The 24,300-nt window shown below is 32.0% G+C and carries 28 protein-coding genes; 20 read left to right on the top strand and 8 right to left on the bottom strand.

Going from position 1 to position 24,300, the window contains the following annotated elements; all coding sequences use genetic code 11:
- Window positions 1-37: 37 nt before the first annotated feature.
- The 10 genes from G6042_RS12505 (at window position 38) to G6042_RS12460 (ending at window position 8,141) form a co-directional block, all read left to right on the top strand.
- Entirely contained in the window at window positions 38-673 is a 636-nt protein-coding gene (locus G6042_RS12505) for a class I SAM-dependent methyltransferase (RefSeq protein ID WP_169524787.1), read from the top strand.
- Between the two features lie 78 nt (window positions 674-751).
- On the top strand, window positions 752-1,633 hold the full coding sequence (locus G6042_RS12500; protein WP_169524786.1) for an SDR family oxidoreductase: 882 nt from the start codon (window positions 752-754) through the stop codon (window positions 1,631-1,633).
- Window positions 1,634-1,811: 178 nt separating this feature from the next.
- Window positions 1,812-2,576 (top strand): ParA family protein, encoded by a 765-nt coding sequence (locus G6042_RS12495; RefSeq protein WP_169524785.1) that lies wholly within the window; start codon window positions 1,812-1,814, stop codon window positions 2,574-2,576.
- A 54-nt stretch (window positions 2,577-2,630) separates the two neighbouring features.
- Window positions 2,631-3,530 (top strand): ParB/RepB/Spo0J family partition protein, encoded by a 900-nt coding sequence (locus G6042_RS12490; RefSeq protein WP_169524784.1) that lies wholly within the window; start codon window positions 2,631-2,633, stop codon window positions 3,528-3,530.
- A complete protein-coding gene (locus G6042_RS12485) occupies window positions 3,530-4,093 on the top strand; it encodes a DUF5683 domain-containing protein (RefSeq protein ID WP_169524783.1) in 564 nt (187 codons plus the stop codon). The genes G6042_RS12490 and G6042_RS12485 overlap by 1 nt, the downstream gene beginning before the upstream one ends.
- Window position 4,094: 1 nt before the next feature.
- Window positions 4,095-4,802 carry a 4-hydroxy-tetrahydrodipicolinate reductase gene (gene dapB, locus G6042_RS12480; protein WP_169524782.1) on the top strand — a complete coding sequence of 236 codons (708 nt, stop codon included), beginning with the start codon at window positions 4,095-4,097 and terminating at the stop codon, window positions 4,800-4,802.
- Between the two features lie 87 nt (window positions 4,803-4,889).
- Window positions 4,890-6,632, top strand: a complete 1,743-nt coding sequence (lepB, locus tag G6042_RS12475) for a signal peptidase I (RefSeq protein ID WP_169524781.1) — start codon at window positions 4,890-4,892, stop codon at window positions 6,630-6,632.
- Window positions 6,625-7,245, top strand: a complete 621-nt coding sequence (locus tag G6042_RS12470) for a WbqC family protein (protein WP_169524780.1) — start codon at window positions 6,625-6,627, stop codon at window positions 7,243-7,245. The genes lepB and G6042_RS12470 overlap by 8 nt, the downstream gene beginning before the upstream one ends.
- Before the next feature lie 24 nt (window positions 7,246-7,269).
- Window positions 7,270-7,575: a DUF6922 domain-containing protein gene (locus G6042_RS12465; RefSeq protein ID WP_169524779.1), complete on the top strand. Its 306-nt coding sequence runs from the start codon at window positions 7,270-7,272 to the stop codon at window positions 7,573-7,575.
- Between the two features lie 8 nt (window positions 7,576-7,583).
- Window positions 7,584-8,141 (top strand): nucleotidyl transferase AbiEii/AbiGii toxin family protein, encoded by a 558-nt coding sequence (locus G6042_RS12460; RefSeq protein WP_211161685.1) that lies wholly within the window; start codon window positions 7,584-7,586, stop codon window positions 8,139-8,141.
- A gap of 1 nt (window position 8,142) precedes the next feature.
- On the opposite strand, the gene G6042_RS12455 is transcribed toward G6042_RS12460, so the two are convergent.
- The 6 genes from G6042_RS12455 to G6042_RS12430 all read right to left on the bottom strand — a co-directional run bounded on the left by G6042_RS12455 (window position 8,143) and on the right by G6042_RS12430 (window position 14,466).
- On the bottom strand, window positions 8,143-9,192 hold the full coding sequence (locus G6042_RS12455) for an endonuclease/exonuclease/phosphatase family protein (RefSeq protein ID WP_169524777.1): 1,050 nt from the start codon (window positions 9,190-9,192) through the stop codon (window positions 8,143-8,145).
- A gap of 75 nt (window positions 9,193-9,267) precedes the next feature.
- Entirely contained in the window at window positions 9,268-10,134 is an 867-nt protein-coding gene (locus tag G6042_RS12450; protein ID WP_169525097.1) for a rhomboid family intramembrane serine protease, read from the bottom strand.
- A gap of 107 nt (window positions 10,135-10,241) precedes the next feature.
- A complete protein-coding gene (locus tag G6042_RS12445; protein ID WP_211161684.1) occupies window positions 10,242-11,054 on the bottom strand; it encodes a rhomboid family intramembrane serine protease in 813 nt (270 codons plus the stop codon).
- Window positions 11,051-12,907 carry a DNA mismatch repair endonuclease MutL gene (gene mutL / locus G6042_RS12440; RefSeq protein WP_169524776.1) on the bottom strand — a complete coding sequence of 619 codons (1,857 nt, stop codon included), beginning with the start codon at window positions 12,905-12,907 and terminating at the stop codon, window positions 11,051-11,053. Before mutL ends, G6042_RS12445 begins: the two co-directional genes overlap by 4 nt.
- A gap of 142 nt (window positions 12,908-13,049) precedes the next feature.
- Complete coding sequence (ribH, locus tag G6042_RS12435) at window positions 13,050-13,565, bottom strand: 6,7-dimethyl-8-ribityllumazine synthase (protein ID WP_169524775.1); 516 nt, start codon at window positions 13,563-13,565, stop codon at window positions 13,050-13,052.
- A 115-nt stretch (window positions 13,566-13,680) separates the two neighbouring features.
- Window positions 13,681-14,466: a tetratricopeptide repeat protein gene (locus tag G6042_RS12430; protein ID WP_169524774.1), complete on the bottom strand. Its 786-nt coding sequence runs from the start codon at window positions 14,464-14,466 to the stop codon at window positions 13,681-13,683.
- A gap of 154 nt (window positions 14,467-14,620) precedes the next feature.
- On the opposite strand from G6042_RS12430, the gene recF reads away from it, so the two are divergent.
- The 10 genes from recF (at window position 14,621) to G6042_RS12380 (ending at window position 23,592) form a co-directional block, all read left to right on the top strand.
- Entirely contained in the window at window positions 14,621-15,700 is a 1,080-nt protein-coding gene (recF, locus tag G6042_RS12425) for a DNA replication/repair protein RecF (protein WP_169524773.1), read from the top strand.
- A 60-nt stretch (window positions 15,701-15,760) separates the two neighbouring features.
- Complete coding sequence (locus tag G6042_RS12420) at window positions 15,761-16,462, top strand: thioredoxin domain-containing protein (RefSeq protein WP_169524772.1); 702 nt, start codon at window positions 15,761-15,763, stop codon at window positions 16,460-16,462.
- Window positions 16,463-16,549: 87 nt separating this feature from the next.
- Window positions 16,550-17,224 carry a DUF2461 domain-containing protein gene (locus G6042_RS12415; RefSeq protein WP_169524771.1) on the top strand — a complete coding sequence of 225 codons (675 nt, stop codon included), beginning with the start codon at window positions 16,550-16,552 and terminating at the stop codon, window positions 17,222-17,224.
- Window positions 17,225-17,250: 26 nt separating this feature from the next.
- Window positions 17,251-18,300, top strand: a complete 1,050-nt coding sequence (gene murB, locus G6042_RS12410; RefSeq protein ID WP_317168105.1) for a UDP-N-acetylmuramate dehydrogenase — start codon at window positions 17,251-17,253, stop codon at window positions 18,298-18,300.
- A gap of 10 nt (window positions 18,301-18,310) precedes the next feature.
- On the top strand, window positions 18,311-18,979 hold the full coding sequence (locus G6042_RS12405) for a hypothetical protein (RefSeq protein WP_169524769.1): 669 nt from the start codon (window positions 18,311-18,313) through the stop codon (window positions 18,977-18,979).
- Between the two features lie 13 nt (window positions 18,980-18,992).
- Window positions 18,993-19,616: an FMN-binding negative transcriptional regulator gene (locus G6042_RS12400; RefSeq protein WP_169524768.1), complete on the top strand. Its 624-nt coding sequence runs from the start codon at window positions 18,993-18,995 to the stop codon at window positions 19,614-19,616.
- A 77-nt stretch (window positions 19,617-19,693) separates the two neighbouring features.
- A complete protein-coding gene (locus G6042_RS12395; protein ID WP_169524767.1) occupies window positions 19,694-20,800 on the top strand; it encodes a glycosyltransferase in 1,107 nt (368 codons plus the stop codon).
- Complete coding sequence (locus G6042_RS12390; protein ID WP_169524766.1) at window positions 20,791-21,339, top strand: RNA polymerase sigma factor; 549 nt, start codon at window positions 20,791-20,793, stop codon at window positions 21,337-21,339. Before G6042_RS12395 ends, G6042_RS12390 begins: the two co-directional genes overlap by 10 nt.
- 110 nt (window positions 21,340-21,449) lie before the next feature.
- On the top strand, window positions 21,450-22,268 hold the full coding sequence (locus G6042_RS12385) for an energy transducer TonB (RefSeq protein ID WP_169524765.1): 819 nt from the start codon (window positions 21,450-21,452) through the stop codon (window positions 22,266-22,268).
- 169 nt (window positions 22,269-22,437) lie between these two features.
- Complete coding sequence (locus G6042_RS12380; protein ID WP_169524764.1) at window positions 22,438-23,592, top strand: serine hydrolase domain-containing protein; 1,155 nt, start codon at window positions 22,438-22,440, stop codon at window positions 23,590-23,592.
- Window positions 23,593-23,647: 55 nt separating this feature from the next.
- Here G6042_RS12380 and G6042_RS12375 read toward each other — a convergent pair whose 3' ends face one another.
- Both G6042_RS12375 and G6042_RS12370 read right to left on the bottom strand, forming a co-directional pair.
- A complete protein-coding gene (locus G6042_RS12375) occupies window positions 23,648-23,992 on the bottom strand; it encodes a hypothetical protein (RefSeq protein ID WP_169524763.1) in 345 nt (114 codons plus the stop codon).
- Entirely contained in the window at window positions 23,989-24,264 is a 276-nt protein-coding gene (locus G6042_RS12370; protein WP_169524762.1) for a hypothetical protein, read from the bottom strand. Before G6042_RS12370 ends, G6042_RS12375 begins: the two co-directional genes overlap by 4 nt.
- Window positions 24,265-24,300: the final 36 nt, after the last annotated feature.

The following is a 24,300-nucleotide window of genomic DNA, read 5'->3' as shown; positions in this document are numbered from 1 at the left end:
CAACTGAAAGGTTGGTGTTTTTTTTTATCTTTACATAATGAACCGTAATGAAAGCACACTAAAAACTTGGGATAAATTAGCGTTAAATTATCAATCCAAATTCATGACGATGGATTTGTATGACTCAACCTATGATTTATTTTGCGAGAGTATAAAAAAAGATGATGCTTCAATTTTGGAATTAGGTTGCGGTCCAGGAAATATCACAAAATATTTGCAAGATAAAAATCCAAATTACTCCATTTTAGCAACTGATACAGCGCCAAGCATGATTGAATTGGGCAAAATCAATGTACCAAAAGCTAAATTTCAACTATTGGATGTACGTGATATTACTGATTTAAACCTACGATTTGATGCTATTTTATGCGGATTTGTGCTACCGTATTTAAACCAAGAAGAAACCAAGAAATTTATTTCTGATAGTTTTCAAATACTGAATGATAACGGAATTTTATATTTCAGCTGTATTGAAAGAGAGAAAAGTTATGCTGAAACACAAACCAGCAGCGACGGAAAATTTACAATGGAAGTAAACTATCATGATGCCAATTATCTTTTACAAACATTAGAAGAAAATAATTTTGAAGTACTAAATGTTTCTCGAATACATTATGAAAAACCAATGGACAAATTTGATATTCATCTGGTTATAATTGCTAAAAAAATATAAATATTGATAGTAAAAAGGATATTTTAATATGCATGCATAATATTTTTTACTATATTTGAATAAACAAACAAAAAAACTATGGATTTTTCAGCAAAAATGCTTCGCGACGATGCGTTAAAAGGTAAAACAATTGTGGTAACTGGCGGCGGAAGCGGTTTGGGTAAAGCCATGACAAAATATTTTCTAGAACTTGGAGCCAATGTTGCCATCACTTCAAGAGATTTAGAAAAGCTAAAAACCACTGCTTCTGAATTAGAAAAAGAAACTAGCGGAAAATGTCTTCCAATCCAGTGTGATGTTCGCCATTATGACCAAGTTGAAGCCATGCTTGCTGAAGTCTTAAAATCATTTGGAAAAGTAGATGTTTTACTGAACAACGCCGCAGGAAATTTCATTTCACCAACCGAAAGATTATCAGCAAATGCCTTTGATACTATTATTGATATTGTATTAAAAGGTTCAAAAAATTGCACATTGGCTTTTGGAAAACATTGGATTGAAACTAAACAAACCAATTGTAACGTCTTGAATATTGTTACTACTTATGCTTGGACAGGTTCTGGATATGTCGTTCCGAGTGCCACTGCAAAAGCCGGAGTTTTAGCTATGACACGAAGTTTGGCTGTAGAATGGGCAAAATATGGTATCCGAATGAATGCTATTGCGCCTGGACCATTTCCAACAAAAGGTGCTTGGGATAGATTATTACCAGGAGATTTGGCCGAAAAATTTGATATGGCAAAAAAAGTTCCATTACGAAGAGTTGGCGATCATCAGGAATTAGCCAATTTGGCAGCTTATTTAGTTTCCGATTTTTCTGCCTATGTAAATGGCGAAGTTATTACGATTGATGGTGGTGAATGGCTTCAAGGTGCAGGACAATTCAATATTTTGGAAAAAATTCCACAAGAAATGTGGGATATGTTAGAAATGATGATTAAAAATAAGGGAAATAAATAAAACAGTAAGCAGTCTCAGTTTTCAGTAAGCAGATTTGCATTTGAAAAATAAAACGACTGATTACTGAGACTGCGACTGTAAAATAAACCTTTAAAAACTTTACCAGATTGTTAACAAAATACAGTTGACAAACCCATAAATAATTGTATTTTTACCGCTCAAAATCTACTAAGAACAAATGGGTAAAATCATTGCAATTGCTAATCAAAAAGGTGGTGTTGGAAAGACAACAACTACAGTAAATCTCGCTGCATCACTAGGTGTTTTAGAAAAAAAAGTGTTACTAATCGATGCTGATCCGCAGGCAAATGCCAGTTCAGGATTGGGAATTGATGTAGAAAGTGTGGAAATTGGAACTTACCAACTTTTGGAACATAGCAATACACCACAAGAAGCAACTATCACAAGTTCAGCACCAAACGTTTCGGTTATTCCAGCACATATTGACTTAGTTGCTATCGAAATCGAATTGGTTGACAAAGACAATCGAGAATACATGTTAAAACAAGCTTTGGAAAAAGTAAAAGACGAGTATGATTACATCTTGATTGATTGTGCGCCATCGTTAGGATTACTGACTTTGAATGCGTTAACAGCTGCTGATAGTGTGATTATTCCTATCCAATGTGAATATTTTGCCTTAGAAGGTTTAGGAAAATTATTGAATACAATCAAAAGTGTTCAAAAAATCCACAATGCTGAACTAGACATCGAAGGATTATTATTAACGATGTATGATTCTCGTTTGCGACTATCAAATCAGGTGGTTGAAGAAGTACAAAAACACTTTAACGACATGGTTTTCAAGACGATAATTCAGCGAAATGTAAAATTAAGCGAAGCTCCATCTTTTGGCGAAAGCATCATTAATTTTGACGCAACAAGCAAAGGCGCAAGCAATTACCTTAGTTTAGCACAAGAAATCATTAAAAAAAATAATTAAATCTACAGCTAAAAAAACTATTTTAGCTTTTAGAATTTTCAGATACAAATTTATATGGCAAAAGCTGTCAAAAAACAAGCATTAGGAAGAGGTTTATCGGCATTATTAAAAGATCCAGAAAACGATATTAAATCGGTTAATGATAAAAATGCAGATAAAGTTGTTGGAAATATCATCGAACTTGACATTGATTCTATTGAAATAAATCCGTTTCAACCCAGAACCAATTTCAACGAAGAAGCCATTCAAGAATTAGCAAGTTCGATTAAAGTACTTGGTCTAATTCAACCGATTACGGTTAGAAAATTGGATTTCAACAAATACCAATTGATTTCAGGTGAAAGACGTTTGCGTGCTTCCAAAGTGGTTGGTTTGACTACAATTCCTGCTTATATTAGAATTGCAAACGACAACGAATCGCTTGTAATGGCATTGGTAGAAAACATTCAACGTCATGATTTAGATCCAATCGAAATTGCTTTGTCTTACCAACGTTTGATTGATGAAATTCAATTGACACAAGAGCAAATGAGCGAACGTGTTGGAAAAAAACGCTCAACCATTGCTAACTATTTGAGATTATTAAAATTAGATCCTATTATCCAAACTGGAATTCGCGATGGATTTATTTCGATGGGACATGGACGAGCGATTATCAATATTGAAGATCAAGACGTTCAAACCGATATTTATCAAAAAATTGTAAGCGAAAATCTTTCGGTTCGTGAAACAGAAGCTTTGGTAAAAATTTATCAAGATGGTTTAAAACCTGCTCCAGCAAAACCAAAAAAAGCAACCAATTTTACGATTGCTGACGAACAGAAAAAAGCTTTTACTGAGTTTTTTGGCAGTAAAATTGAAGTAAAAGTAGCTGGAAATGGTAAAGGAAAAATCACAATTCCATTTCATTCCGAAGAAGATTTTAACCGAATTATTAAGCTAATCAACAAGTAGTGAAAAGCATTGGTTACATATTTTTATTAGGGTTTCTTTTTGGAACAAGTATTTGCTATTCTCAACAAACTGGCGATTTATTGATTGCAAAAGACACTACACAATTAAAACTTACTCCAATTGATCCATTACGACCAACAAAAGCTGCCTTTTATTCGGCTATTTTGCCAGGTTTAGGTCAAGCTTACAATAAAAAATATTGGAAAATCCCAATAGTTTATGGTGCGCTTGGAGCCAGCATGTATTTCTATTTAGACAATAATAAAAAATACCACAGCGTTCGTGATGCCTACAAACGACGATTAGCTGGATTTACTGATGACCAATACGACTATTTAGATGATGCTCGATTAATTCAAGCACAACGATTTTATCAACGAAATAGAGATTTATCATTGCTTGTAACCATTGGTTTTTATGTTCTAAATATTGTAGATGCTAATGTTGACGCACATTTAATGCAGTTTAACGTAAACGACAATTTGTCTTTTGCACCCGATGTTTATCAAACTGATTTTAACGCCAAACCTAATATTGGTTTGACTTTTAATTATAAATTCTAAAATGAAAATAGCACTTCTAGGATACGGAAAAATGGGTAAAGTAATCGAAAGAATTGCTTTAGAACGTGGTCACGAAATTGTATTGAAAAAAAGTAGTTCAACTACATTTGAAGGACTTGAAAACGCCGATGTTGCTATTGATTTTAGTCTTCCTTCAGTTGCGGTAGAAAATATTTCAACTTGCATCAATAACGGAATTCCTGTAATATCTGGAACAACTGGTTGGCTGGAAAACTATCACGAAATGGTGCAACTTTGTGAAGCAAAAAATGCCGCTTTTCTTTATGGTTCCAATTTTAGTTTGGGCGTAAATTTATTCTTCGAATTGAATAATTATTTAGCAAAATTGATGTCAAAATTCAAAGAATACAACGTTTCGATGGAAGAAATTCATCACACACAAAAACTTGACAAACCTAGCGGAACAGCTATTTCATTGGCAAATGCTATTATAAATCATACAGACAAAAACAATTGGGCAATTGAAAATCCAAAAGCCGATGACGTTTTTATTGATGTACAACGAGTTGAAAATGTTCCAGGAACTCACAGCGTTTTATATACTTCCGAAGTTGATTTTATCGAAATAAAACACGTTGCTCATAATCGTGAAGGCTTTGCGCTTGGTTCAGTCATTGCTGCCGAATGGATTATTGGTAAAAAGGGTGTTTTTTCAATGAAAGATGTATTGGACTTAAATTCCAAATAAAAAATTCGAAATTCCAATAAATGTAACAATTCCTTAAAATCGAATACTCATTTAGGAAAACTATTAAAAATAAAAATCTAATATACTATGTCAACATATCAATGGTTAGTATTTTTCCTAATTATCCAACTAATTCACGGATTAGGAACTTGGAAATTATATCAAAAAGCTGGAAGAAAATCGTGGGAAGCATTTGTTCCGGTTTATAATTCAATCGTTTTGATGAAAATTATCAATCGACCAAGTTGGTGGACATTTTTACTATTCATTCCTGTAATCAATTTGATAATGTTTCCTGTGGTTTGGGTAGAAACGTTGAGAAGTTTTGGCAAAAACACAACACTTGATACCTTTTTAGGTATTTTTACCCTTGGATTTTATATTTACTTTGTAAACTATACTCAAAATTTAACACACATTACTGATAGAAGTTTAGTAGCAAGAACAAAAACTGGTGACACGGTCAGTTCCCTATTATTTGCCATTATTGTAGCGACTTTGGTTCATACTTATGTGATGCAACCTTTTACCATTCCATCATCGTCATTAGAAAAATCATTATTGATTGGCGATTTCCTTTTTGTGAGTAAATTTCATTATGGACCAAGAACACCAATGACTACAGTTGCTGCACCAATGGTTCACGACACTATTCCATTTGTAAAAGTGAAGTCGTATTTATATGATGACAACAATCCAGAGTCGTGGAAAAACAAACTACAACTTCCCTATTTTAGATTTCCAGGTTTTCAAGAAATAAAAAACAACGATATTGTAGTTTTCAACTGGCCAAGAGATACATTATTTCACATGTATTTACCAGCGGATAGACGTTACAGCAAACCAATTGATAAAAAAACAAACTATGTAAAACGTTGCGTTGGAATTCCAGGCGATAGTTTACAAATTAAAAACGGTGATGTTTACATCAATGGAAAACAATTGATTTTGCCAGAAAGAGCTAAACCTCAGTATTGTTATGATTTAAAATTTAAATCAACTATTGATGCAGAGTTAATGCAACAATATGACATAAATGAATATAATAGAGTTTTCAGTATTGACCGTAGTCTTTGGGAAAATAATCTTGTAAAAGACTATTTAATAAAAGAAAAAGCTAAAGTTGTTGAATTATCAAAAGACTCAACATCAGCTACAATTATTGGTGCTATCGATCAAGAAATTTATGAGAAACTAAAACTACGTCTATCTGAAAATTTTATACAAGCAAACTTAACAGCTGAAAAAGCTGAAATGCTAAAGAAAGACTCACGTATTGAACAAGTTTCTAAATACATAAAAACAAATACAGAAGATGGTATTTATCCTGATTTAACAGACGGAATTCCATCAAAAATCAACAATTGGAACAGTGATAATTTTGGTCCAATTTATATTCCAAAAGCAGGGCAAACTGTTGATTTAAACCTAAAATCGCTTCCGTATTACAAGATTATCATTACTGAATATGAAGGAAACAAATTAAAAGTTGTTGGTAATGATATTTATGTAAATGATAAAATTGCAACAAAATATACTTTTGCTCAAAATTATTATTGGATGATGGGAGACAATCGAAATAACTCATTGGACGCGCGTTATTTTGGATATACTCCAGAAAATCACATCGTTGGAAAACCAGTTTTCATTTGGATGAGTTGGGATAGTAACGGAAAAGGGTTGAACAAAATTCGTTGGGATAGAATGTTTACTACCGTTAATGGCGAAGGTCAACCTGAGTCCTATTTCAAGTATTTCTTAGTTTTACTAGGATTGTACTTTGTAGGTGAATATTTCTGGAAAAAAAGAAAAGCAAAAACTAATGAATAACATTCTTATTCATCCGAGTTATTTTCCATCGATTAGTCATTTTGTAGCCATTTCACAATGTGCTTTGGTTACTTTTGAAATGGATGATAATTTCCAAAAACAAACCAATCGTAACCGAATGTACATTTACAGTCCAAATGGCATTCAGTTATTGAATATTCCCGTTAAACATTCGAAGACAGCACATCAAAAAACCAAAGAAATCAAAATAGAAAATGATTTCGACTGGCAAAAACAGCATTTTAAATCGCTCGAAGCTGCTTATAGAAGTTCACCTTTCTTTGAATATTTTGAAGATGATATTGCTTCTATTTTTCAAAAAAAACACACCTTTTTGATGGATTTAAACCTAGAAACGATGGCTATTGTTTCTAAATGTTTAGGGCTGGAATTTGATTACAATGAAACTACCGAATATTTCCACGAAGTAAAAGATATAACCGATTTTCGTCCTTTAATCAACGGTAAAAAAGATACTGCTGTTTTTGAACCTTATACACAAGTTTTTGAAGTAAAGCATGGTTTTATCAACAATTTAAGCATTTTGGATTTACTTTTTAACGAAGGAAGATATGCTCTGGATTATTTGAAAAAGCAAGACATAATTCTTTAACATTAATTCAATATCTTTGTTTTAATGAAATCTCAATATACCATAGAAGATTTATCGTCACACCTATTTTGGGATGTAGATAAGAATGCAATTGATTTTGTAAATTCGAAGGAACAAATAATTTCTAAAGTTCTTGAACTTGGAATGCTAAAGGATTGGAATATTGTTAAACATGTTTATGGTTTAGAAACTATCAAAAACACTGCACTTCAACTTAGAAGTATTGATGATGTTACTCTTGCCTTTTTATCCAATCTTTTTGAAATTGATAAAACAAATTTCAGATGTTACAAACTCAAACAATCCAACCCAAACTCCTGGAATTATTAACTAAAATAATGTCTTCTGAAGTTTTCAGAGGTTTTAATTTAGTTGGAGGAACATCATTAGCTTTGCAAATTGGACATCGATTTTCAATTGACATTGATATGTTTGGAAATAGTGAAGTTGATGAATACGAGTTTATTGAAGAACTTTCAAAATTTGGTAAACCAACAATTTTGAAGAAAAGTAAAAATATCATTATAGTATCAATTGACGGAATAAAAGTTGATTTTGTAAACTATAAATATCCATTATTAGAAGATATTAAAACTATAGAAAACATAAGATTAGTATCTGATAAAGATATTGCTGCGATGAAGCTAAACGCAATTGCTGGTCGTGGAAGCCGAAAGGATTTTATTGATTTGTACTTTCTTTTAAAAAAATATAGTTTAACCGAAATGCTCGATTTTTACAAACAAAAATACATTGACGGTTCAGAATTTATGGTTATAAAAAGTTTAAATTACTTTGAAGATGCTGACAGTGAAGAAATGCCAATTATGTTTGAAAAAATAAGTTGGAATGAAATAAAAACCGAAATTAGCCGACTTGCTAAAAATCTAATTTAATTTATTCCACAAACGAAAGTCGCGCCATTATTGGAAAATGATCTGAATTTTCAAACTCTGGAAAGTGCTTAAAACTCTTTACTTTCATTCGTTTATCGGCAAAAATATAGTCAATTCGAGCAGGATAATATTTGAAGCTATACGTTTGCCCAAAACCTTTTCCTGCTTCTTCAAAACTATCGTTTAGATTTCCTTTTATACTTCGATAAACGTATGAAAATGCACTGTTATTCATGTCGCCAGCAATAATAATTGGGTAATGACAATCTTTACTGTGATTAACTAATACTTCCGCTTGCTGTTCTTGCTTTTTGAAAGCATCGCGAATTCGACCAAAAACTTGCTGTGATTTTTTTTGATTAATCGTTTCTACATTTTCGGAAATTTCATTAACATCTGGAGAAATTTTAATTGACTGTAAATGAATATTATAAACCCGAATTGTATCTTTTCCTTTTTTAATATCTGCAAAAGTAATATTGTTTCCAACATCTTTAATTTGGAGATTTCCTTGATTGAAAATTGGAAATTTAGAGAAAATAGCTTGACCCGTTTTAATTTTATTTCCTTCCATAAAAACCGCTTTGTATTTGTAAACTCTCAAATCAACATGCGCATTTTCTGAATATTCTTGGATACAAAGTACATCAGGATTATTTTCGTTGATAAACGTTAGAATTTTACTCCCAATAGCGTCATCATCAATCCATTCAAATAAATTAAACAAACGAACATTATAACTCATCAAGGTGAAATCTTTTTCCTCTTTTGCAACTTCGTTAGAAGAAAATTTATAAAATTTATTGATGAATGTAATTCCTAAAAGTAAAATTATTCCCGAAAGAATGAGTTGTCTTTTCAATTGAAACAACCAATAAATAAAAAACAACGCGTTGAGTATCAGAAACAAAGGCAAAATCAGCGTTAAAACCGATAATAACGGAAAAGCTTTTGGTGCTAAAAAAGGTAAAACATACGCCAAAATGGTCAATACTATCAAGATAATATTGAACCCATAAACGACTTTGTTGAACCAAGATAATTTTTTCAAAAAATTTCTATTTTAAATTTTAGCAAATGCTTTCTTATTTTCTGGATTAAAAGTAAAAAAAAGTATGGAATATTTTTACTTTCCGGCTCGGAAAAGAAATTCTTTTTCTTCGGCTGTTAAACTATCATAACCCGACTGACTAATTTTGTCCAAAATTTCATCAATCTGTTGTTGGGTTTTGTCTTTGACTACTATTTTACTTGGTCTATTTTCGGCTGGTTTCTTTGGATTTACATGAACTTTTTTAAACGGAGTTGATGGCTGCTTTTTCTTGAAAAAATTGGTAAAAAAATCAATCACTGTTGATACTATTTCGCTCAAATCGGTTCCGTTTTGTAATAATTTGATATAGATAAATCCAAACAAAGCACCACTTAAATGCGCAATATGTCCGCCAGTATTTTCCATTTGAATTTGTAATAAATCCAATAAAAGAATAACCGCTGTGATGTGCCAAAGTTTCAAATAACCAATCAACGGCAATCTAATATCCATCAATGGTTGATAAGTAGTTGTCGCAACTAATATTGCCATAATTGCTCCAGAAGCACCAACCAATAACGTTGATTTTCCTAACAAATAAAAGCTTAAAACAAATGCTATTCCGGCAAAAATTGCTCCAAGAAAATACAAACCTAAATATTGTTTTTGGGTAAAAAAAGTGAGAAACAATCGGCTAGAAAAATGCAAAACCATCATATTGAAGAACAAATGCAAAAATCCTTGATGAAAAAATGCATACGTCAATAATGTCCAAGGTTTATACAAAAAAACTAATGGTTCTGAAGAAACCACCAACCAATCTGGATAATCAAAAAATCCAAATTTGAATTGATAGAACAACGGAATTGACAATAGAAAAAAACCAACATTCCAATAAATCATTTTATTGGCAATGCCGCCGATTTTGTACTGTAACTTTATGTCGTCAATTATATTCATATTCATTTTTTTCATTAACCACTAAGTTCACAAAGTTTTACACTATGAACACTAAGCAATTTAACTTAGTGAACTTTGCGATTTCATCGTGTTCTTTGTGGTTAAAATTAATCCCAACGATTATTATTAAACGAGTTTTTCTTCCAATACCACATCATGATAAACCCAAATAATGCGCCACCAATGTGAGCAAAATGGGCAACTCCAGTTCCGCCACTTCCAAAAAGTGAACTTCCTTTGAAACCTAAGAATAAATCAATAGCCAAAATTCCAGGAACAAAATACTTTGCTTTTATCGGCACAGGAATGAATAACAAAGCCAATTCAGCATTTGGAAACATAAACGCAAAAGCCGTTAACAATCCATAAATTGCTCCTGAAGCACCAACTGAAGGTGTTTGAAATTCTTGCACAGCAGTAATCAATACATTAAATTGCTCTTGTGTACATTTTGCATTTTCTAAAATCGTTTTTACATTTCCTGCCATCATTTGTCCTTCAGAACTAAAAATAGCTCTATAATCTGCATTCAAAAGTATTTTTAAATCACTGTCCGAAAGATTTAATCCAGAAAGACTATCTAAAATTGAATGTATTTGAAAATAACTTACTCCAAGATGCAATAAAGCTGCGCCAAGTCCACAAGAAATGTAAAAAAAGATAAACTTTTTTGCTCCCCAAAAATGCTCCAAAGCTGAACCAAAAGAAACCAAAGCAAACATATTAAACGCAATATGCATCAAATTTGGCATTGGCGCATGCATAAACATACTCGTCAATGGTTGCCAAAATCTGAAATTATCATTTTCAGGATAATACAATGAAAACAACGGATAAGCTGTTGCAACAAAATATGATCCAATATAAAATATAATATTAATTATCAGTAACTGCTTAACAGTTTCGGTCATTCGCATCATATACTAAATTTTTTATCTAAATCTTCCACACTCATCGTGATGAAAGTAGGTTTTTGAAATGGAGAAACATTCGGTTCTTTGCATGCAAATAAATTGTGAACCAAATTTTCTTGTTCTTTTTCGGTTAAATAAGTTCCGGTTCTAACGGCCAAACTTTTACACATTGATTTAGCAATGGTATCGTTTTGCGAAAAACTATCGGTTACAATTCCGTTTTGCAAATCGGTTAACAAATCGTCTAAAACTATGGAAGCTTTGCTTTCCGTAATCGTTATTGGTAAACCCGAAATCACGATGGAACTTTCGGCAAAAGCATCAAAAATAAAGCCTAAATTTTCTAGAGAAAGCTGTAATTCTCGAACCAATTCAATTTCGTTCGGTGAAAAAAACAACTCCAACGGAAACAATAATCGTTGGCTCGACGCTTGCTGAACGGTCATATTGGTCAAAAACTCTTCATACAAAACACGTTCGTGCGCTCGTTTTTGATTAATAATAACCATTCCCGATTTTATAGGAGAAACGATGTATTTTTTATGAATTTGATACGTTCGTTTTATTTCTTGTTCAATATCATTTTCTTCAAAAAGTGACGATGTAACAGCTTCTTCATTTTCAAAAGTCATTTCGGCAATTTCTTGTGTATTTTGCTTTAAACCAACATATAAACTTTCCCAACTCGGTTGCGCTATTTCTGATTTTTTATAACTCGAAGAAGATGAAAACGATTTTGAAGATTTTGTTTCGGCAAAAGGATTAAAATTGCTATCCACTTGAATGGTTGGATATTCTGCATTTTTCCCTTGATAATCATAAGGTGTATCCAAATTTGGATCGCGTTCAAAATCCAAAACTGGCGCCACATTAAATTGTCCTAAACTATGTTTAATTGACGAACGCAAAATAGCATACAACGAATGTTCATCGTCAAATTTTATCTCAGTCTTTGTTGGATGAATATTAATATCAATCGTATGTGGTGGAACATCAAGATACAAAAAGTAACTCGGTTGTGCGCCATCTTTTAGCAAACCTTCATACGCAGCCATAACAGCGTGATGCAAATAACCACTTTTAATGAAACGATTATTGACAAAAAAGAATTGCTCACCACGATTTTTCTTGGCAAATTCCGGCTTTCCAACAAATCCTTGAAGCGAGACAATTTCTGTTTCTTCGCTAACTGGAACTAATTTTTCATTCGTTTTTCCCGAAAATATATTGACTATTCGTTGTCTATAATTTGAAATTGGCAAATTGAACATTTCACTTCCGTTGTGATACATTGTGAAATGAATAGTAGGATGTGCCATCGCAACACGTTGAAATTCATCCACAATATGACGTTGTTCTACCGTTTCCGATTTTAGAAAATTGCGTCGTGCCGGAATATTAAAAAAAAGATTTTTTACCGCAAACGAAGTTCCTTTGGGTAAAACGGCTGGTTCTTGCGAAACAAATTTGCTTCCTTCAACCACAATATGAATTCCTAATTCTTCTTGATCTTGCTTGGTTTTCATTTCTACATGAGCAATTGCCGCAATGGAAGCCAATGCTTCGCCACGAAAACCTTTAGTATGCAATGAAAATAAATCTTCCGCTTGACGAATTTTAGAAGTCGCATGTCGCTCAAAACACAAACGCGAATCGGTTACGCTCATTCCAACGCCATTATCAATCACTTGAATTAATGATTTTCCGGCATCTTTTAGTATCAATTTGATGTCGGTAGCTTTAGCGTCAACAGCATTTTCAAGTAATTCTTTTACTACCGAAGCTGGTCGTTGTACCACTTCTCCAGCGGCAATTTGATTGGCTACATGATCAGGAAGTAATTGAATTATGCTCGACATTTATAACTTGTGGTTTAGGTAAAAAATAAGAAAGCAAATTTAAGCAAAAAGTATCGTGATTTTTAGTTAATCCAATGCTAAAAAATAAAAAAACCTATTCCAGTGAAGAATAGGTTTTTGAAAATTTATTTTACGCTAAATTCTAAAATCCAATTTTATTTTTAGCAAAAGCTTTTCGTCTTAATTCAGCCATTTTTATTGCGGCAATGGCAGCTTCAATACCTTTATTTCCGTGCTTTCCTCCGCTTCTATCAATGGATTGTTGCTCATTATTATCTGTCAAAACACAAAATATCACCGGAACATCCGATTGAATGTTTAAATCTTTTATTCCTTGCGTTACGCCTTCGCATACAAATTCAAAGTGCATCGTTTCGCCTTTTATAACCGAACCAATCGTGATTACAGCATCTAATTTTTCTACTTTTTCAAGCATTAATTTGGCACCATAAATCAGTTCAAAACTTCCTGGAACATTCCAACGAATAATATTTTCTGGCAAAACACCACAATCCAGCAAAGCACTTTCTGCTCCATTGAAAAGTCCGTTGGTTATTTTATCATTCCACTCGGAAACTACAATTCCAAAGCGAAAATCCTTTGCATTAGGTAATTGATTTTTGTCGTATTCGGATAAATTTTTATTTTCGGTAGCCATGTTTCGGGTTTCGGGTTTCAGGTTACAAATTTAACTGTTCCATTTTATTTCAAATAAAAAAGCGAATTAAAAATTGATGACAATTCTTAATTCGCTTTTTAAATTCGTAATTAAATTACTGTGCTAATCCAATAAAAGCATCTACAGCTTGTCCTTCTGGAGTATTGTCGTAAACGTCTTTAATTTCTGTGAAATATTTTAATGCATCTGCTTTGTTTCCTAATGCTAAAGCTGTTTTTCCAGCTTTCATTAAAAATCTTGGCGTTGTAAATTCATTTTTAGCAGCTTGAGAAGCTTTTACATAAAAATCTAACGCTTCTTTTGGTTGATTTTTTTCAGAATAAGCATCACCAATTGCACCAATTGCTAATGTATTTAATGTTTCATTTTCAGATTTGAATTTCTCCAAACTTGAAATTGCTTCATTGTATTTTCCTAAATTCAAATAAGAAATACCAGCATAATAGTTTGCTAATTTTCCAGCATCAGTTCCAGAATATTCTTCAGCGATTTTAATTACACCGAATTTCCCTTCTGAACCGTTTAAAACTAAATTGAATAATGAATCTGCTTTTACATCACCATCAATAGCTTTTTGGAAATTTTGTTGCGCCACAAAAAGTTCGTCAGCAGCATCAACTTGATTTGGTTCTGCTACAAATTTTTGGTATAATAAATATCCAACAGTTAAAAGTGCAATTCCACCTAAAACTCCTAATATATATTTTTGGTTTTTTGCAACGAAATCTTCCGTTTTTGAAGCCGTTTCGTCCAATGCGTCAAATGCTTTTGCAGTTGCACTGTCTTTTTCATCAACGTTTACGTCTTCAATAAAAGTATTGTCTAATTTTTCTTCTTTTTCTTTCGGTGCTTTGTAACCTCTTTTGTTAAAAGTTGCCATCTATTTTTAATTTAGTGTGCGCAAAAATAAAATTTTTATTCATATTTAAAAGCGATTTTTGTCGATATTTTTCAATAATTTGCACTGCTTTAATACAAGCACTTCAAAAAAAACGCTTTTTTTTGTCTCTTTATAGCAATAGCAAGCCATTACAATGTTTTTAAAAAAGATTTCATTATTCAATTATAAAAATTTTTCGGAAGCCACTTTTGAATTTGATACCAAAATCAACTGTTTTGTAGGCAAAAATGGCATTGGAAAAACCAATATTCTTGATGCAATTTATCATTTGGCAAACGGAAAAAGCTATTTTAATCCGCTTGCTGTTCAAAATATAAAGCATAACGAAGAGTTTTTTGTAGTTGATGGCGAATTTGAAAAAAACGACCGCAACGAGCAAATTGTTTGTAGTTTAAAAAAAGGACAAAAAAAAATCCTGAAACGCAACGGCAAACTCTATGAAAAATTCTCTGATCATATTGGTTTTATTCCGCTAGTGATTATTTCGCCAGCCGATAGAGATTTGATTACTGAAGGAAGCGAAACTCGTAGAAAGTTTATTGATAGTGTGATTTCGCAATTGGATAGTCAGTATTTACAACAACTAATTCAGTATCAAAAAACAGTGGCGCAACGCAATGCTTTACTGAAATATTTTGCTTTAAATCATGTTTTTGAAAAAGATACTTTGGTCATTTATAACGAACAATTAAATGAGTTAGGACAATCAATTTTTGAGAAACGAAAAGATTTTTTAGAGAAATTCATTCCGATTTTCAACAACTACTATAAAGAAATTAGCAATGGTTCCGAAACGGTTCAATTGGTTTACCAAAGTGATTTGTCTGAAAAAAATACGCTAGCACTTTTGGATGAAAATCTGAATAAAGATCGAGCGTTGCAGTACACATCGGTTGGTGTTCACAAAGACGATTTATCATTTGAAATTGATAATCACCCGATTAAAAAATTTGGTTCACAAGGTCAGCAAAAATCATTTCTTATTGCGCTAAAACTGGCACAATTTGATTTTGTCAAAAAACAAAGCGGCGAAAAACCTATTCTTCTTTTTGATGATATTTTTGACAAATTGGACGAGTTTCGGGTTGCCAAAATCGTTTCGATGGTTAATAACGACGAATTTGGACAACTTTTTATTTCGGATACGCACGCGGAACGAACAGAAAATATTGTAAAATCGACACATCAATCTTATAAAATAGTAAGTTTGTAACATTTGTTATAGAACTCATTTTTGTATAATTCTATTTTTGCTTCAAAACATTACATTAATATGAAACTAAAAATCACATTTTTACTATTTGTAACTACATTTTTAACCAGTTGTCAAGGTCAAAATTCGAAAGCTGTTGTTCAAAATTTGGATGTAAAAAACTATGCTGAAAAATTAGAAAAAACCCAAAATCCGCAGTTAATCGACGTTAGAACGCCACAAGAATTTGCTTCAGAAAAAATAAACGATGCTAAAAACATCAATTGGAATGGAACCGATTTTGTTGCTCAAGTTGAAAAATTAGACAAATCAAAACCTATTTTTGTCTATTGCAAAGTTGGTGGAAGAAGTGCTCAAGCTGCCGATAAATTGGCCGAATTAGGTTTCAAAGAAATCTACAATCTCGATGGTGGAATTATGAAATGGAATGCTTCGGGAATGGCAAAACCTTCGTCAGACAAGTTAGTTGGAATGTCGCCTGATGACTATCAAAAACTAATTAATTCAAATAAAAAAGTTGTGATTAATTTTGGTGCCGAATGGTGCGCACCGTGTAAAAAAATGAAACCATATATCATTCGTTTACAAAGTGAATTGAAAGACAAAGTAAAAATTGTCCGATTGGATGCTGATGAAAACAAATCCTTGGTTAATCACATGAAAATCGATGGATTGCCAGTTATTATTATTTATGAAAACGGAAAAGAAACGTGGAGAAATACTGGTTTTCTTTCGGAAGAAGATTTGAGAAAACAACTGTAAAAATAGTTAGGAGTTTGAAGATGGAAGTTTGAAGTAATTCTCTAAACTCATAACCTTTTAAACTACTAAACTTATAAACTTAAAAAAATGATTACAAAAGAAGCGCTTCAGTTTTTAGCCGATTTAATTGCAAATAACAATACCGAATGGATGCATGCCAACAAAAAAAGGTATGAAAACTATAAAAAGGATTATCATGCTTTTATCGCTTCGTTATTGGACGAAATGAAGAAATTGGATCCAACATTGGAACCATTGGAAGTAAAAAACTGTACGTTTCGCATCAATCGTGACATTCGTTTCAGCAAAGATAAATCGCCATACAAAACCAATATGGGTGCATGGTTTACCCAAAATAAATTCCAAAAAAACAGTCCAGGTTATTACGTTCATTTTGAGAAAGGAAATTCGTTTATTGCTGGCGGCGTTTGGTGTCCGGAACCCAATCAGTTGAAACAAATCCGAAAAGAAATCGAGTTTTTTCATGACGATTTGGAAACAGTAGTTTCGGATAAAAATTTCAAATCAACTTTTGGCGATTTGGACAGAGACGAAAATAACACTTTGAAAAAAGCACCAAAAGATTTCGATCCAAATCATCCGGCAATTGAGTTTTTAAAACTGAAAAGCTTCACTGTTTCTCAAAAAATTGATGACAAACTTTTTACCGACAAAGATTTTAGCAAAACCATCGCTCAAAAATTAATTCTGATGAAACCAATGAATGATTTTTTGAGACGAGCACTCGAAACAGAAGAATAAAATATTTTCAAAAGTCAATCTCAAAAATCAATCTCAAAAATCAATTTCAAAATTCAATATCAATGCAAATCCAACATAATTTCTCTTTAAAAAACTACAACACTTTTGGAATTGAAGCCAAAGCCAAGCAATTTGTTGCCGTTCATAATTTGGACGAATTACAAGCTGTTTTGAAAAATCATTCCTCTGAAAAAAAATTTATTCTTGGCGGCGGAAGCAATATGTTGTTGACACAAGATATTGATGCTTTGGTTATTCATATTGATTTGAAAGGAAAAAAAATCATCAAAGAAGACGACGATTTCGTTTGGGTTGAAAGTCAAGCTGGAGAAGTTTGGCACGAATTTGTGCTTTGGACCATTGACCAAAACTTCGGCGGATTAGAAAATATGTCGCTTATTCCAGGAAATGTTGGCACAACTCCAGTACAAAATATTGGCGCTTATGGAGCCGAAATCAAAGACACTTTTGTGAGTTGTGATGCAATGAACATTGAAACGCAAGAAGTAAAAACGTTTACTAAAGACGAATGTAAATTTGGTTACCGAGAAAGTATTTTCAAACAAGAAGCCAAAGATAAATTCATTATCACTTCGGTTATTTTTAAGCTAAAAAAACACAGCCACATCATCAATATAGATTATGGCGATATCAAAGCGGAATTAGCCAAAAACAATATTACTAATCCAACAATAAAAGATGTTTCCAATGCTGTAATTGCCATCAGAAACACTAAATTACCAAACCCGAAAGAACTTGGAAACAGCGGTAGTTTCTTTAAAAACCCAGTGATTTCAAAAGAATTATTTGTAAAAGTACAAGCCAAATTTCCTGAGGTAAAACATTTTGAAGTTTCACCAACAGAAGTAAAAGTTCCGGCTGGTTGGTTAATCGAAAATGCCGGTTTAAAAGGTTACCGAAACGGCGATGCTGGAGTTCATAAAAACCAAGCATTGGTTTTAGTTAATTACGGAAATGCAACTGGTCAAGATATTTTAAACTTATCAAAATATGTCCAAAAAACCGTTTTTGATAAATATGGAATTACTATTGAAGCAGAAGTTAATGTGATATAAGTATTGAAAAATGGAAAATCTCAATTTTCAAAAACATCCATCAAAATTTTTAATTGATTTATATAAAGAGAAAAGTTATCAAGGTGCTAATCCGATTGATGCCAAAGTCATATTCATTGGTCGTGATCCAAATTGGGCAATTAACATTGATGAAACACCTATTTTTAATCTTGTTAGAGAATATTTGATTGATGGAGTAAAATTTTGGGAGAAGTACGATATTCATCATCCATTTTTACATAAAGATTATAAAGGAGAAGGAAAAAAATATCACAATTCAATTTCTCGATTAAATTTCTCGAAAAATATTGCTAGTAAAATATCTTTTATTGAAATTATAGGTTTTCCAACAACTGGAATGTCTTCTGTTAATGTAAATAAGTTTAACGAATATCTTTTATCTCCTGAAAACAGAAATCATTTAATCGAATTAGATCAGTTATTGAATAATTCTGAAAAATTATTTTTCTTTTATTGGGGTTTAATTGATTGTTTCAAATTTTTAAACAAAAAGACTGGACTATTCAAAAGCTTTATAAACATTGACAAAAAATCAATGATAAGAACAGATTTAAACAAAATTGATAATGTATATTTTCATAAACATTTTTCAATGGGAATTAGTTCAGAAACTTTACAAAAAATATCAATCGAAGTAGAACAAAATCTAAATGATTAATTTTTAATTAACTATGTACATCCCAAACCTTTATAAAAACGAAAATCAGTCAGAAATTGAACAATTTATAAGCGAGAATGGCTTTGCTATTTTGGTTAATCAAACTAATGGAAAACTTTGGGCAACGCATATTCCGTTGGTTTTGGGAACAAATTCCAATCCCGAAACTTCGGGAAAAATTTTAATCGGTCATATTTCTAAATTAAATCCGCAAGCGGAAAGTTTTAATCAAAACGATGAAGTTTTGGCTATTTTTAGTGGTTCACATTCCTATATTTCGTCTTCGTGGTATGATCATGAAAATGTGCCAACATGGAATTATCTTGCCGTGCATGTTTATGGAAAAGTGCGTTTGCATACTTATGAAGAAAGCATCGAAAGTTTGAAAAAACTGGTTAATAAATACGAAGTAAAATCGGAGAAACCTATTCGGATTGAAGATTTATCCGAAAAAACCATGCGTGAAGCTCGTGGAATTGTTTCCTTTGAAATAGAAATATCAAGTATCGAAGCCCAAAAGAAATTATCTCAAAATCGAGATGACAAAAACTACCAAAACATTATCTCTGAGCTTGAAAAAACCAATGAAAATCAAGCGATTGAAATTGCAAAAGCGATGAAAAAAAACCGTCCTTAATTTGTTAAAATTAACTTGACTATTGGTTTTAGAATACCTACATTTGCAAACCTTTTTAAAAGACAAAAAAAGCATTTATGTTGGTATCAATTTTCAGTTTGTTTATTGCCGTTGTTTGTATTCAATTTCTGTATTATATCGTGATTTTTGGCAAGTTTTCATTTGCTAAACCTCAAAATGCTACTCCAAAAAGAATTCCAATTTCTGTAATTGTTTGTGCCAAAAACGAGGAAGAAAACGTGAAGAACTTCATTCCTATTCTTGCCGAACAGGATTATCCACAGTTTGAATTGGTTTTAATTGACGATGCTTCAAGCGACAATACTTTGGAAATTTTTGAAGAATATGAAAAACAATATTCCAACATTAAATTGGTTAAAGTTGAAAACAACGAAGCTTTTTGGGGAAACAAAAAATTTGCGTTAACGCTTGGTATCAAAGCCGCAAAACACGAATATTTACTTTTCACCGATGCTGATTGTTACCCAACTTCGAAAGATTGGATTACCAAAATGAGTTCGCAGTTTACCCAACAAAAAACCATCGTTTTGGGTTATGGTGCTTATGACAGAATTGCAGGTTCATTTTTAAATAAATTAATTCGTTTTGAAACCTTATTGTCAGCTACGCAAATGTTTTCTTGGGCAAAAATTGGCAAACCTTACACTGGCGTTGGTCGAAATATGGCATACAAACGTGAAGAATTTTTCAAAACAAACGGTTTTATTGACCACATGAAAATCCGTTCTGGTGATGACGATTTGTTCATCAATCAAGCGGCAAACTCAAGTAATACAACGGTTTGTTACCTGCCAGAAAGTTTTACGTATTCCAAACCAAAAACATCTTTCAAAGAATGGTTTACCCAAAAAAGAAGACACGTTTCTACCGCTGGACATTATAAAGCATTCGACAAAATTCAACTTGGCGTTTTCTATTCATCACAATTATTATTTTTATTACTGCCAATTGTACTACTCATTTTTCAGTACCAATGGATTGTGGTATGCAGTTTGATAGGATTTAGATATCTGTTTAGCTGGATAACATTAGGATTTGCTGCCGGAAAATTAAAAGAAAAAGACGTAATGTATTGGTTTCCAATAATCGAAATCAGTTTAATTTTTATCCAACTAAATGTATTTATATCAAACACATTTAAAAAACCCGTGCATTGGAAATAAAAAAATTGATTGAAAAAGCGAAAAAAGGCGACCAAATTGCTTTCACTTCACTGCTTGACCATTATTGGAACGAAGTATATGGTTTTATGCTAAAACGCACCGAAAATGAAACCGATGCCGAAGATATTACTATAGAAACTTTTTCAAAAGCTTTTGACAAAATAGCCAGTTACAATCCTGAATTTCAATTCAATACTTGGCTGATTGCTATTGCAAAAAATGTTCACATTGATTTACTTCGTAAAAAAAAATCAACCCTATTTATCGAAATTACTGACGAAGAAGATCAACAAGCTTATAATGTTGCTGACAGTTCGCCTTCGGCAGAAGATGAATTGATTACGGAGCAAAATCTTTCACGTCTTTTGCAATTTATCAAGGAATTAAAACCTCATTATCAAGAAGTTATTCAGCTTCGTTACTTTCAAGAAATGAGTTATCAGGAAATTGCGGAACATCTTAACGAACCGTTGAGCAACGTTAAAATCAAATTGCTTCGTGCCAAAAAACTATTGGCAGAAATTATCGAGAAAAAATAATTTTACTTTTTTTATCATTTCACACAATATTCTAAGAAGTTTTAACGTTATCTGTTAAAATTTCACTGCCTATGTAATTATTGATACTTAACCATTAAAAAACTATTTTTATGTCAAACGTTAGTATCTATGAAAAAAACTGGATTGATCTAGTTTTTGAAGGTAAAAACCAAGAATATGGTGCTTACCAATTGCGAAGAGAAAATCCAAAAACCACTTTGTTATCCCTTTTTTATGGAACATTACTTGTTGGTGGATTTATCGCATCGTTTGTGATTTTTAATTTAAAATCAGATATTCCTTTTGTAAATCCAACGGGAATCATTGATGAACCTATTAGAGTTACAACTATTACAATTCCAGAAACCGAAAGTGAACCAATAAAGTCATTACCAACAGAAAAAACACCTGAAACACAAGTAGAACCAACCAATTTATCCAATATGGTTGTTTCAGAAACTGCGGTTTCCGTTGATGTTCCAACCAATGAAAACATGACGACGCATCAACCAACAACCGACACTGGTTCAGGAACTGGAACTCCAGATGGAACAGGTCAAAGTACAACTGCAACAATTGGAGCAACTTCTGGTGGTGAAACGATAAAAGATTCTTATACTTCAGTGGAATTGGACAAACTTCCAGCTTTTCCTGGCGGAATGGAAAAATTTTATCAATATGTAGGTAATAATTTTGAAAAACCAGAAGATTTACAAGCTGGAACGATAATTTCTGTTCATGTTGCGTTTGTTATTGAAAAAGACGGAAGCATGACGAATATTAAAGTGCTACGAAATCCGGGTTTTGGACTAGGGAATGAAGCTATTAGAGTTTTAAAATCGTTAAAAACCAAATGGTCAGCTGGAGTTAAAAATGGTCAAAAAGTGAGAACTGAATATGTTCTTCCTATTAAAGTAAAAATTGATTAGTTCCATAATTTCTTTTTTAACCGCTTCCAATTAAAAAAAGAAGCGGTTTTTTTATGCTAAAATTTTTGTAAAACTTCCATTAAAGATTTCAATTTACAACAAAAAGTAGTAGTATTGCAAAGATTGAAAATCAAAATTTTCACTTAGAATTCCCGCTTGATTAATGCACATGAAAACGTTATTTATTTCTATTATATCCTTTTTTTTATTCTTCTTTTCTTCGCCAAAATCATTACACAACAACATTGATTTTAGTCGTAAAAACATCGATAGCACAATAATTTCTATTCCGTTTCCCATAAAATTTGGAAAAGTTTCTGACGAATATCTTTTGGAAAAAAGTACCAAAGTAGATTCTTTCTACAACGCTTTTATTGGAACAGCAGGTTTTAGCGGCAGTTTTGTTGTGGCAAAAAATGGAAAAATCATCAGCGAAAAGTACCAAGGTTTTGCTAACCAAAGAACTAAAGAATTAATTACGGCAAATACACCTTTACATTTGGCTTCGGTTAGTAAAGTGTTGACGGCAACTGCTATTTTAAGGTTGGTTGAAAGTGATAATGTTATGCTCGACCAAAAAGTTACCGATTGGTTGCCGAGTTTTCCTTATAAAAGTACAACTATTCGAACGTTGCTCAATCACAGAAGTGGTTTGCAGCATTATTCGCGCTTTCCAGCTTTGCTAAAAACAGGTTGGAACAAGAAGAAAATTTTAACCAATCAAGATGTTTTGGATTTGATGGCAAAACATAAATTCAGGTTACTCACGCCACACGATACACGTTTTGATTATTGCAATACCAACTATATTATTTTGGCTTTAATTATCGAAAAAGCTACAGGTTTAAAATACGAAAAAGCAATGAATGAATTAATTTTCAAACCTTTGGGAATGAAAAACACCTTTGTTTTTGATTATTTTAGAGATAAAGATACCGTTTCGTTGTCGTACAGAAAAGGCGGAATGAACCCTTGGGATCAATTTGATAATTTAAACGGCGATAAAAATATTTATTCAACGCCAAGAGATTTGGTCAAATTTGATTTGGCAACCTATTCACCTGATTTTATAAATCCCGAAATTCTGAAAGAAGCTTACAGCAGTTACAGTCCATATTTGCTGAAATATAAAAAAGATTATGGTTTAGGAATGCGAATGAAACAATTGCCAAGTGGTGAAAATCTTTGGTATCACAACGGTTGGTGGCATGGAAACACTTCGTCATTTATACCAATAAAAAAAGATACGGTAACGATTATTTGCCTTTCAAATGTTTATACAACCCGAACGTATGAAACAATGAAATTGGCTGAGATTTATTAGTTAACCATTTAAGGCATTTAAGAACATTGAAGAAAGTTTTCTAAACAGTTCCATTTTACTTTTTAAAACTTGCGATAAGCACAAATTTAGAATTAGTTTTAAGTACATTTTCGTTTTCTGTCAATTCAATGTTAGACATTAATAAATTACAATTAAAAGTAAGTTTTTCATCGATTAAATTTTCAAAATTGTCTTCTCGATGCCTTGGTGATAAAATCAAAATATTACCTTCTTTATTTTCAAATTGTAATTTGTGATTTGTTTTGTAAATTACACAGCTTTCACTTACAATATCGATAATTTCTCCTTTTATCAAATTCTTCCCGTCGAGAGATACAAAATCCCATGGTTCAGAAACTAAAATATCGTAATCTTTTCTATTAACTTTTGCCTTTATCATTTCTTAATAAATATTCGTAAAAGTAAAAACGTAATCACAAACATTAAAAATTGTATAATAAATATTGGAAGTAAGGATTCGGCATCTCCATATCTGAAACCAAAACTAATTACCGTAACTGGAAAAGTAAATAGCAGTCCAAATAATGACCATTCTCCATAAAAATAATCTTGGGGATAAACTGAACAAACTGCCAAAGTACCTATTGAAACATAAATTAATGAAATTAGTAATGTTAACTTTCTATTTACAATTAAATTCTTCCAACTCATAATTAGTTCATAGTTTAGTTATTCATATCGTAAGTG

The organism is Flavobacterium solisilvae, assembly GCF_012911605.1.
In the GTDB taxonomy this organism is placed as follows: Bacteria; Bacteroidota; Bacteroidia; order Flavobacteriales; family Flavobacteriaceae; genus Flavobacterium; species Flavobacterium solisilvae.
This window is presented reverse-complemented; position numbering and strand designations above follow the sequence as displayed.